Annotated in this window: 12 protein-coding genes and 2 riboswitches; of the genes, 6 read left to right on the forward strand and 6 right to left on the reverse strand. The window is 53.8% G+C overall.

All coding sequences use genetic code 11. The features are described from left to right. Positions 1 to 9: 9 nt before the first annotated feature. The 6 genes from purS to AC6ROY_RS21935 form a co-directional block, all read right to left on the reverse strand. A complete protein-coding gene (purS, locus tag AC6ROY_RS21910) occupies positions 10 to 258 on the reverse strand; it encodes a phosphoribosylformylglycinamidine synthase subunit PurS (protein ID WP_072335397.1) in 249 nt (82 codons plus the stop codon). Positions 259 to 325: 67 nt separating this feature from the next. Then, positions 326 to 1,222, reverse strand: coding sequence for a phosphoribosylaminoimidazolesuccinocarboxamide synthase (locus AC6ROY_RS21915; protein WP_500102724.1), 897 nt, complete (start codon positions 1,220 to 1,222; stop codon positions 326 to 328). Positions 1,223 to 1,279: 57 nt separating this feature from the next. After that, complete coding sequence (purB, locus tag AC6ROY_RS21920) at positions 1,280 to 2,575, reverse strand: adenylosuccinate lyase (protein ID WP_500102725.1); 1,296 nt, start codon at positions 2,573 to 2,575, stop codon at positions 1,280 to 1,282. Between the two features lie 51 nt (positions 2,576 to 2,626). After that, complete coding sequence (purK, locus tag AC6ROY_RS21925) at positions 2,627 to 3,826, reverse strand: 5-(carboxyamino)imidazole ribonucleotide synthase (RefSeq protein ID WP_500102726.1); 1,200 nt, start codon at positions 3,824 to 3,826, stop codon at positions 2,627 to 2,629. Then, on the reverse strand, positions 3,823 to 4,308 hold the full coding sequence (gene purE / locus AC6ROY_RS21930; protein ID WP_500102727.1) for a 5-(carboxyamino)imidazole ribonucleotide mutase: 486 nt from the start codon (positions 4,306 to 4,308) through the stop codon (positions 3,823 to 3,825). The genes purK and purE overlap by 4 nt, the downstream gene beginning before the upstream one ends. A 175-nt stretch (positions 4,309 to 4,483) precedes the next feature. Next, positions 4,484 to 4,585: riboswitch (purine riboswitch) on the reverse strand. A gap of 132 nt (positions 4,586 to 4,717) precedes the next feature. Then, entirely contained in the window at positions 4,718 to 5,425 is a 708-nt protein-coding gene (locus AC6ROY_RS21935; protein ID WP_500102728.1) for a DUF6483 family protein, read from the reverse strand. 120 nt (positions 5,426 to 5,545) lie between these two features. Then, positions 5,546 to 5,706, forward strand: a riboswitch (cyclic di-AMP (ydaO/yuaA leader). A gap of 3 nt (positions 5,707 to 5,709) precedes the next feature. On the opposite strand from AC6ROY_RS21935, the gene AC6ROY_RS21940 reads away from it, so the two are divergent. From AC6ROY_RS21940 to AC6ROY_RS21965, 6 genes are all read left to right on the forward strand, one after another. Continuing rightward, positions 5,710 to 6,549, forward strand: coding sequence for a stalk domain-containing protein (locus AC6ROY_RS21940; RefSeq protein WP_500102729.1), 840 nt, complete (start codon positions 5,710 to 5,712; stop codon positions 6,547 to 6,549). Positions 6,550 to 6,743: 194 nt separating this feature from the next. Further along, on the forward strand, positions 6,744 to 7,556 hold the full coding sequence (locus AC6ROY_RS21945) for a polysaccharide deacetylase family protein (protein WP_500102730.1): 813 nt from the start codon (positions 6,744 to 6,746) through the stop codon (positions 7,554 to 7,556). Between the two features lie 105 nt (positions 7,557 to 7,661). Then, positions 7,662 to 8,222, forward strand: coding sequence for a DoxX family protein (locus AC6ROY_RS21950; RefSeq protein ID WP_500102731.1), 561 nt, complete (start codon positions 7,662 to 7,664; stop codon positions 8,220 to 8,222). A 278-nt stretch (positions 8,223 to 8,500) separates the two neighbouring features. Then, positions 8,501 to 9,274, forward strand: a complete 774-nt coding sequence (locus AC6ROY_RS21955) for an AAA family ATPase (protein WP_500102732.1) — start codon at positions 8,501 to 8,503, stop codon at positions 9,272 to 9,274. A gap of 253 nt (positions 9,275 to 9,527) precedes the next feature. Further along, positions 9,528 to 9,809 (forward strand): PadR family transcriptional regulator, encoded by a 282-nt coding sequence (locus tag AC6ROY_RS21960; protein ID WP_500102733.1) that lies wholly within the window; start codon positions 9,528 to 9,530, stop codon positions 9,807 to 9,809. A gap of 47 nt (positions 9,810 to 9,856) precedes the next feature. After that, on the forward strand, positions 9,857 to 10,828 hold the full coding sequence (locus AC6ROY_RS21965; protein WP_500102734.1) for an FtsW/RodA/SpoVE family cell cycle protein: 972 nt from the start codon (positions 9,857 to 9,859) through the stop codon (positions 10,826 to 10,828). Positions 10,829 to 11,165: the final 337 nt, after the last annotated feature.

Genomic DNA, 11,165 nt, shown 5'->3' on the forward strand with positions numbered 1-11,165 from the left:
TCCTTTATGTTAAGCCTGAACCAGCTCGAAGCGGTAGTCCTCGATCACAGTGTTCGCCAGCAGCTTCTCACACATCGCCTTCACACGCTCTTCGGCCGCCGCGCGGTCCGCCGTGTTCAGATCAACCTCCAAATACTTGCCGATCCGCACCTTCCCGACTTCATCGAAGCCCATCGAATGAAGCGCGCCTTGCACAGCCGTTCCTTGAACATCCAATACGCTTTGCTTAATCGTTACATACACGGTTGCTTTGAACATGGAAAAAATTCCTCCCGCAAAATGGTTAATTGGCCTCCAGGCCGGCAATGCCCGTTCCAGCAAAGGCTCAGTTCGCTGTCAGACGGTTGTAAATGTCGCGATAACGGCGGCTTGTCTCTTCGACAACCTGGGCAGGCAGCGGCGCCGGCTCGCTGTTTTTATCCCAGTCAGTGGAAGCCAGATACGTCCGTACCGGCTCCTTGTCCATGCTGTCGATTTCAATATCCAGCTCGTAGTTGTTTTTGTCCCAGAAACGGGAGGAATCCGGCGTAAAAATTTCATCAATCAAGATAATTTCGCCGTCAATCAGACCGAATTCAAACTTCGTATCCGCCAAAATAATGCCGCGCTGCTCGCACAGCTCGCGGGCGAACTCGTATAGCCGGATGCTTTTCTCCTGCAGCTGCTCTGTCAGCTCCGCGCCGACGAGCTCCTTCATCCGCTCGATCGAGATGTCTTCATCGTGGCCGACGTCATTTTTCGCCGCCGGCGTGAAAATCGGCTCAGGGAACCGCTCGTTTTTGCGCAAGCCTGTCGGCAGCTTATGTCCGTTCACTTCGCCGGTCGCCTGGTATTGACGCCAGCCGCCGCCGGTAATATAGCCGCGCACGACACATTCGATGTCGATACGCTCGGCTTTTTTGGTCACCATAAAGCGGTCCTTCATCACGTCCTTGTCCGTGACCAGCTCCGCAATCCGCTCAATATCGCCATGGACGACATGATTGGGCTGAATCGCCGCCGTCTGCTCGAACCAGAACTTGCTGAGCGAGTTCAGCACGTCGCCCTTGTAAGGCACTGCCGGGCCGAGCACCCAGTCGAATGCCGAGATCCGGTCCGTGACCGCGATCAAATAATGCTCGCCGAGATCGTAAAGCTCCCGAACCTTGCCTTTATACAGCAGCGGCGCCTTTACATACTCCTGCGCGCTGGATATCGCCTTAACCTGCTTTTCTTCTCCCATGACCGCGTTGGCCTCCTGTTCCGCCTGGATGGATGTTCGGACCTCTGAACGTTGTGTCTAGTTCAAGCCCAGACGTTGGAAAATCGTATCGACATGCTTCAAATGCCAGCTCGGATTAAACGCATCGTCGATCTCCTCGGCGCTAAGCACATCCGTAATCGCCGACGTCTCCAATACGATGGAGCGGAAAGAACGCTGCTCCTCCCATGCCTGCATCGCGCGCGGCTGCACGGTATCGTAAGCCTGCTCGCGGCTGAAGCCTTTGTCAATCAGCTTCGTCATCACGCGGCCGGAGAACGGCACGCCATACGTGCTTTGCATGTTGCGTTTCATATTTTCCGGGAACACGGTCAAATTTTTCACGATGTTGCCCAGACGGTTCAGCATATAGTTCAGCAAAATCGTCGCATCCGGCAAAATAATCCGTTCGACCGAGGAGTGCGAAATATCGCGCTCGTGCCACAGCGTCACGTTCTCATAAGCGGACACCATATGGCCGCGAATGACGCGGGCCAGGCCGGAGATGCTCTCGCAGCCGATCGGGTTACGCTTATGCGGCATTGCGGACGAGCCCTTCTGTCCCTTCGCAAACGGCTCCTCAACCTCGCGGAACTCACTCTTTTGCAGGGCGCGGATTTCAGTTGCAAATTTGTCCAGCGACGTCGCGACGAGCGCCAGCGTTGCCATATATTCGGCGTGGCGGTCACGCTGCAGCGTCTGCGTCGAGATTGGCGCAGGCTTCGTGCCCAGCTTGCCGCATACATATTCTTCAACGAAAGGATCAATATTCGCATAAGTGCCGACCGCACCGGAAATTTTGCCGTATTGCACGCCGTCAGCAGCAAACCGGAACCGCTCCAGGTTGCGCTTCATTTCCTCGTACCAGAGCGCCATCTTCAAGCCAAACGTTGTCGGCTCCGCATGCACGCCATGCGTCCGGCCCATCATCGGAGTGTCCTTGTAGGCGATCGCCTGGTTGCGCACGATTTCGATAAAGTTAACCAAATCGCGCTCCAGAATATCGTTCGCCTGCTTGAGCAGATAACCAAGCGCCGTGTCTACGACGTCGGTTGAGGTCAGCCCGTAGTGAACCCATTTGCGCTCCGGGCCAACCTTCTCGGATACGGCGCGTGTGAAGGCGATCACGTCATGACGTGTCTCCTGCTCGATTTCATAAATGCGTTCAATATCGAAGTCGGCGTTTTTGCGCAGCTCCGCCACTTCGTCCTTCGGAATAACGCCCAGCTCGGCCCAAGCCTCACAGGATAAAATCTCCACTTCCAGCCACGCCTTGAATTTGTTTTCTTCCGTCCAAATCGCGCCCATCTCGGGTCTTGTATACCGTTCGATCATTTTGTTCTCTGCCTCCGTCTGCTTTGGTACGTTCCTATTCTGCTTCCCCGGTTACTCCTTAGACTCCCAAACCCCGGAAGCCTCTATCCAGCGAAATGCCTCCTCCGGCGTTGCCGCCAGCACATTCACATGTCCCATCTTGCGCCCGCGCTTCGCTTCCGCCTTGCCGTACAGATGCAGCTTGGCCGTCACGCCCGGCGCAATCCGCTCGGATTCCGGCTTCACGATCCAGTCCAGCAGCGGCTGCACATGCTCGCCCAGCACATTTACCATCACGACCGGCTGCATCAGGCCCGGATCACCGAGCGGCAAATTGCAAATCGCCCGCACATGCTGTTCGAACTGCGACGTCCGGCATGCTTCCATCGTGTAATGGCCTGAGTTATGCGGACGCGGCGCCAGCTCGTTGACAAACAGCTCTCCGTCCGCCGTTAGAAACAGCTCCACCGCAATCAGTCCGACGACATCCAGCCCTTCGGCGATCGCCGCCGCCATCTGCTCCGCACGCTGCACGACCTCGTCCGCCGCGCGCGCCGGCACAATCGACAGGTGCAAAATGTTATTCACATGCTCGTTCTCCGCTGCGGGGAACGTCTTGATCTCGCCGCGCGGGCTGCGTGCCGCAATGACCGACAGCTCCTTGTCAAAGCGGATAAACTGCTCCAGCACCAGCTCGGTTCCGGCCAGCGCCAGCGTGGCGTACGCTTCGTCAATCTCCGCTTCGCTGCGGATCACCCACTGGCCCTTGCCGTCATAGCCGCCAGTAGCCGTCTTGAGCACACAGGGCAGCCCGAACCTTGCGACCGCCTCGCGCAGCTCGTCCGCGCTGCGAATTTCGGCGTATGGCGCAACCTTGACGCCCGCCGCCTCAATCGCCCGCTTCTCGCGCAGCCGATGCTGTGTCGTGTACAGCAGCCGGCTGCCCTGCGGCACGTACGATTCCTGCATGAGCAGATCGGTCACGCTCGCATCGACATTTTCGAATTCATACGTAATGACATCCGCCAGCTCGGCCAGCTGCCGCGCAGCGTCCACATCGTGATAAGCCGCCGTCACCTGCCGAGCGGCTACTTGTCCGCAAGGCGAATCCGGCGTCGGGTCCAGCGTTACGAACCGGTACCCCATCGCGCTGCCGGCCAGCGCCAGCATCCGGCCCAGCTGTCCGCCGCCGAGCACGCCGATCGTTCCGCCCGGCGCAATCACCTTGGCCGCGTCATAAGCCCGCGTTTCCTGTCCCGCATTCAGACTCATGCCAGCACGCTCTTCTCGATGACCGTCTGTGCAATCCGCTCGCGCCGCTCGGTCAGCTTCCGCTGCAGCTCAGGGTCAAATGCCGCCAAAATTTGCGCCGCATACAGCCCTGCATTGGTCGCACCCGCTTGCCCGATCGCCATCGTGCCTACCGGCACCCCGCCAGGCATCTGCACGATCGAATACAAGGAATCCAGTCCGCTCATCGTTGAAGATTTCACAGGCACGCCAATGACCGGCAGCACCGTCTTCGCCGCAACCATACCCGGCAGGTGAGCGGCGCCGCCGGCTCCGGCGATAATCAGCTTGAGACCGCGCTCGATCGCGGTTTCAGCGTATTCAAACATCAGATCAGGCGTACGGTGAGCCGACACGACCCGCTTCTCGTAGGCCACGCCCAGCTCATCCAAAATATCACACGCATGCTTCATCGTTTCCCAATCCGACTGGCTTCCCATAATTACGCCAACTTGCACAGCCATGTTAACCTCCGTATGCCGCTAACTGTCAGGCGGCGTTGAGTGTAAGTTACTTCCTTATATCTTCTATAATCTAAAAAGCGTCCTCGGATAACCGGCAACAACATACCAGCTATCGGAAGGACGACGAGAAACATCCCTAAGCGCAAGTTAAGGCCAAGCACAACTTGTGCCGACCTCTGATTCAACGCTTACTCGTAGTCCAAAAATTTAAGGTTTTCGGGTAGAAACTTTCGGGCCGTATTCCCGATGTTATACGAGACTATTCAACTTATGACCAGCCTGCGGCAGGCCTTGTTTTCTGCTCTCTCAGTTTAGCAGGGATTAACATGCCATGTCAACTCAAAAACACGAACATTCGATAAATACCGAGCAAATATAGTTCGTATTTCTTGACACCGAATGGAACCAATTACCGGTTATTAACAGCACTATTTTTCATTTCTACGAGTTCGCGCTGACTTTGCTCCACTTCTTCGGCAGTCAGCCCCCCGGCGGCCAGCTGATGCCCCTCCAGCTCGGCCCATCTGGCATACATCATCAGTCCGCGTTCCAGTACATCCAGCCGATCGGAATCCGCACGATCTGCCCGCTGCAAGCCTTCATCTGCGGACAAACGGTGAAACAGCGCATCCTCCGCTTTAGCGAACCGGCCTGTTTCTTCATAATAAGGGATCAGCAGATCAAGCGCCTCCTGGCCCAGCGGACTGCGGCCTACAAGCGCCAGCGCCGCTTCGATCCGCGTGTCGATTTCCGCCTGCATCGTGCGATCCTCTTCATCGGCGCGCACAAGCAGCAGCAGTTCCGCCCATCTGGCCGCCTCCTGGGCGGCCTGACCGGACTGCCCCGCTTCCTGCAGCAATGCGCCGCGGGCCAGCATCATATCGCTCATAGCCAGCGCTTTGCCGACATCAGGCCGCCCCCCCTGGGAAATAAGCTCCAGCAAATCACGGACCGCAAGCGCCTGCAGCAGCCGGGTATCCAGACCGACCAGCCGCTTCATCGCCTGATGTAAAATGTCCATCCGTTCCTGAAGCGCCCGGCCCCGCATGTGCATGACCTGCCCGATCACCTTTGCCGTCTGCTCGATAAGCCGCATAATATAGTCTCGTTTATACATATCAGCCCTCCTCTTCGATTGCTTTCTTCTGTCTATTGTATCATCCGATTGCCGGACACGGTAATCCTGCTGGGAAAGCTGGATGGATTTATGCATTGAAGGGCTGGAAGCGCTATGGTAAAGTCTTAAAAGCCGAATCGAACAGTTTGTTCTGAACGTACGGGGGACGCATCACATGGGGTGAATAGACGATTCCAGCAGCCTTGCTGCCGAATCGAGCTTAGGGAAAATCCTCTTCCCGAACCCGACAACTAACCTCGGAGGCTCGACAGGAGGGAAAACAGTTGAATAAATTTTTGAACACCGTGCTGCTGGCAAGCTTATTTTTGCTGCCTGCATCGCTGGCCGCTTCCACGCCCGCTCAGGCTGAGGTCAATCATGCAGACACCGATATCAAGGTGCAGTTGAATGACCAGCTCATGCAATTCCCTGATTCACAGCCGTTGGTTGACAGCAATTCCAAGCTGCAGGTGCCGGTTCGGGCCATGGCTGACAAGCTAGGCTTCGATATTCAATGGCAGAAGGTCGGTTCGCAGATCGCACTTACCGTCAGCAATGCCGAGGAAAAGCTAACACTGACGACCGGCGATCGCCAAGCCAAGATCAACGAACAGACGGCTGCGCTGGACACACCTGCCTCCATCGTAGATGGCCGTGTGTACTTGCCGTTTCGTCTGCTGGCCGATACGTTCGGTACCCATATCCAATGGGACGGACAAAACCGGATCGCCATTTTGTCAACAGACGGTCAATATCATGCTCCGGCCTGGTACCGCCCTCAGACGATGGCTATCGCTATGAACTACTCCAAAGTTATTGAGGCTAAAGCCTCTGCCTATACGGCAAGTCCTGCCGAAAATGGCGGCTACAACCTTGACTATATGGGCAACCATCTGAAGCTGGGTACGATTGCCGTCGATCCGAACGTCATTCCGCTTGGCAGCAAGGTTTATGTGGAAGGTTATTCCCATGACGGGTTGCCGGTCGGAGGCATGTATGCCATAGCAAGCGATACCGGCAGCGCGATTAAAGGCAACAAAATCGATATCTTTCTCCCCCAAAGCCGCCAGCAGGCGATGACCTTTGGCATTCAGCAGGTCAAGGTGTACATCCTCGCTTCCTGATCCCTGCCAGACAGAGAGAAGCAGCCGCACAGCGATCCTCGGATCGCTGTTTTTTGTTTATGGGGGGACAACTTGACCTTGATCCGCAGTCTGGCCGGAACTCGCCGCCTCCGGTATTATCCATTCGACAAGCTGCATATTACGGCTCCCTTCATCGGACACTAACAGCTGACAAGCTATGGGGAGTGATGCAGGTGGGAATTTGTCAAAGCATAACGACACGGATCGCCTATCGGGGAACGTTGCTGCTGCTTAGCGGCTGTCTGCTCGCCGTCCCTTCTCCAGTGGAAGCCGGACCGCCGGGCGCGCCGGAGACTCGCTCGCTCACAGCGGCTGCGGCTGCTCAGGCAACGGCTTATGGGGCAACAACCAGGGTGCCTGGCCAGGAAGAGGTCGTCTGGAAGGTGGAAACGGACCAGAAGCTGATCGCCCTCACGTTCGACGACGGGCCAAATCCGCTGTATACGCCGCAAATTCTCGACCTGCTGCATGCTTATGAAGCCAAGGGGACTTTCTTCGTGCTTGGCAAACGGGTTCAAATGTACCCGGCGATCGCAATTCGTGAAGTTAATGAAGGGCATGAAATTGCCAACCATACTTTCGACCATCATTATTTGAAAAACTATCCGCCTGACCGGCTCGTCCGTGAAATTCGCCATACGCAGGAAGTGATTTTTGATATTACCGAGCAGATGCCTCACGTATTCCGTCCTCCCGGCGGCTTCTATAACGATCAACTGCTGAGCTCGATGAAAGAAGACAAGCTGACCGTCGTCATGTGGTCCTGGTACCAGGACACGAAGGATTGGCGCAAGCCGGGTGCGGATAAAATTGTACAGCAGGTGCTCGGCAATGTGCATAACGGGGACATCATCCTGTTTCACGATCTCGAAGGAGACTGCAGTCAAACCGTGGCCGCTCTTCGTGTCATTTTGCCCGATCTGAAGGCCCGCGGCTACCAGTTTGTGACCGTTTCAGACCTGATTGCGCGCACACGCCAGCACTGATTTTCCATAAGCAATTGAAAAAGATATTTGTTTGTGATTTTTTTCACTTATTTTATTGCGCGGCAAGCTTATACTGAAGTCAGATAAACAAAGGAGATGATTCACATGATGAACTGGCTCAGAGAAAACCGATACGCTGCCGTATTGCTGACCTTCCTCAGATTGTACCTTGGCTTTGACTGGATGATCCACGGTTGGGAAAAGCTGACCGCAGCAACGCCGTTTAACGCAGGCGGATTTTTGAAAAATGCCGTCGCCAACCCGGTAGCCGACAAAACAACGAAGGAATTGATTTATCCGACCTACACTGCTTTTATCGAAACCTTTGCTTTGCCGAATGCCAAGATTTTCAACTTCCTGATCCCGCTTGGTGAATTTCTGGTCGGACTCGGCCTCATCCTTGGCGCTCTGACAACAGCCGCAATGTTTTTCGGACTGCTGATGAACTTCATGTTTATGTTCGCTGGCACAATCAGCACAAACCCTTGGATGGCCATGCTTGGTATTGTCATCCTTGTCGCTGGAGCTAATGCTGGTAAATTCGGAGCCGACTATTACATCCTGCCTTTCCTGAAAAAACTGTTCCGGGCCGCCTTCCACAAAAATGATCGGGGAGCCACAGGCAAACCAATCGGCGGCAACCCGCTGGAGCGTACAGCTCATTAAGCATGAGCCCACAGCTCGCGGGAGCGCACAGCTCATTAGCCATGAATCTACAGCTCACGGGAGCATGATCCATCTCCTGCATCGCTGCTCCAAGCTTCCGCCTTTGCGCTGCAAGCCAAAAGTCCTCCTTCTTTTCGCCAGGAAGGGGGATATTTTATTGAGTTGTTCCGAACGTATGCTCGTGCTACAATAACAAAGTAACTATTTCTGAAGCACTGCAAGCACACGAATGCACATAAAATACACATTAATACGGTTAGGCAGAAAGGACGGTACTCATGGCTTTATTCGAACATTCCCCTTATCTTCGCAGCGTGGAGCTGCTTCGAGACCGTGTGCCGTCATTTTCCAACTACCCGTTCAACCTCGATGCGCTTCGCCATTTCTCCAAGCTGTCCCTTCATCCCAAGGTTACTTACGTCATCGGGGAAAACGGCTCCGGCAAATCGACCCTGCTTGAAGCGATCGCCATCGCCTGGGGCTTCAATCCGGAAGGCGGCACGTTGAACTTCAACTTTTCTACCGCAGACTCACATTCCGAGCTGCATCGGTATGTCCGGCTTGCGCGCGGGGCGAAACGGCCGCGTGACGGTTTCTTTTTCCGCGCCGAAACCTACTATAATTTGGCCACAACGATTGATCAGCTGGATCGTGAGTCAATGGGACGCCCGATCATAGATTCCTATGGCGGTAAATCACTCCATGCCCAATCGCATGGCGAATCCTTTTTCTCAGCCTTCGTTCACCGCTTTGGCGGACACGGCCTGTACATTCTGGATGAGCCGGAAGCCGCGCTGTCTCCTTTCAAGCAAATGTCCATGCTTTCGCGCATTCACGCGCTTGTCGGTCAAAACTCCCAATTTATTATTTCCACCCATTCTCCGATTTTGATGAGCTACCCTGACGCTATTCATTACCAGCTTTCCCCGGACGGCTTGCAGCAGACAAAGCTTGAGGATACCGAGCATTTTATTGTAATGAAGCAATTTTTGAACAATCGCGAGCGTATGCTCCGGCATTTACTGGATGATGATCAGGGAAAGGAAGATTAGTCAACGTTAGCTCTCCTCGCTTTATGATGCCGAAGTTCATCTATTTTAACACTGTTTGGCGAATTACTCCCCGGATTCTACTCCTTCACGACTCACTTTTCGTCCAGACTCGCGCTTTTCTTACTTTGACTTAACTCCTCTGGCTGTCATTGTTGGAAAATATTTATAATAAAGCAAAATGTCATTATGCTTCTATACATAGATTTGCGATGCATCTAACATCTAGGTATAGAGCCAGGTGGTGTTATCAACAATGAAAGTGAATAAGGAATTGCTCAAGGGCACAACGGCTACCATGCTCCTTACTTTACTGTCTCGGCAGCCCATGTACGGCTACGAGCTGGTCAAGCAACTCGAAGCGAAATCTGACGGTGCGTTCAGTTTGAAGGAAGGTACCTTGTATCCGTTACTTCACAGCCTTGAATCCGAACAGCTTATTGAAGCCTTCTGGATGACAACCGATGGCCGCAAGCGAAAATATTATCAAATCACCGATACCGGCAAAACACGTTTGCAGGAAAAAAAGGCAGAATAGCTGCATTTCCGCAAAGCTCTGGATCAGGTGCTGCAGGAGGGAACCCCATGATCACCGACCATGACAAAGTTCGTGATTTTTTACATGATGTATGTATGGAAGTTCGCTCCCGCGAAGTGCATCGCCACATTCGGCTGGAGCTGGAAAGCCATCTCGCCAGCCTGGCGGAGGAACGAGTCAGCTGTACCGGAGCGAGCCGCGAAGAAGCCTTAGACTGGGCTGTCGCACAAATGGGCGATCCGCGCGCCATCGGCAAGGAGCTGCACCGTATCCACCGTCCAAAGCTGGAATGGGATCTGCTCGCCGCCACCGTGGCGCTGCTCATGTTCGGCTTGCTGGTGATGTATGCCTCGAATCTTAGCAAAAGCGCTGGGCCCATGCCGTTTTACAATCCTATCGACTACTTTATGCCCAAGTTGATCGCTACGGGACTTGGCCTTATCGTACTGCTGATTGTATATGTTATGCGCTATGATAAGCTTCGGCATTGGACATGGCGGAATTATGCGACAATCGTAGCGGGGTTAGGTCTTACATTCCTTTTAGCTCATACAATTAATGGCTCTCAGCGTTACCTGTACATAGCTTATTTTTCTCTGGATTGGGTCGGCATTTCATCACTTTTGTTTACAATAGTTGCTGCTGGTTGTATACCGAACTGGTATGGCCGTCGTCATTTCCTAATCAAAAATCTGGCATTGACGCTTCCAGTGGCCAGCTTGATGTTGTTATGCTCTACGATTCCAAGCCTGATCATGCTGCTTGGCGGATATTTTGCTGTACTCTGCTCCGTAACTGATCGTTGGAAAACCTCGTTGTTAGCCGGTCTCAGCATTACAGCATTCGTAGCTTGCCTTCGTATCGTATTCGACCCGTACCGAATTGAACGCCTGTTTATTTTCTTGAAACCGGAAGCCGACCCGAACGGGCTGGGTTACACCTACCTTCAAGTAAAGTCAGCCATTCAAGATGGAGGCTGGGTCGGACAAGAACTTTATGCTCCATTGCCCTGGGCCTGATTCCCTATCTGAATGTTCCGCTTCCCTTCATCAGCCATGGCAGCCACCATATTGTTTCGTAGCCCGCATACGGTAAAGCCGGTCCTTCTAATGATCAGAAAGGTCACAGCTTCCATACTCAGTTGAAGTTAATGGAAGCTATGACCCTTCTGTAAGACCGACCCATCCGAGCCATATTGAGAAAACTAGCATTCATGTAATATCATCATGTTTAAAAACACAATAAAACAACCTTACAGAACCAGTCTGTAAGGTTGTTTCTAATTGCTTGGCGACGTTCTACTCTCCCAGGACCCTGCGGTCCAAGTACCATCGACGCTGGAAGGCTTAACGGTCG

Source organism: Paenibacillus sp. sg306046 (assembly GCF_059821225.1).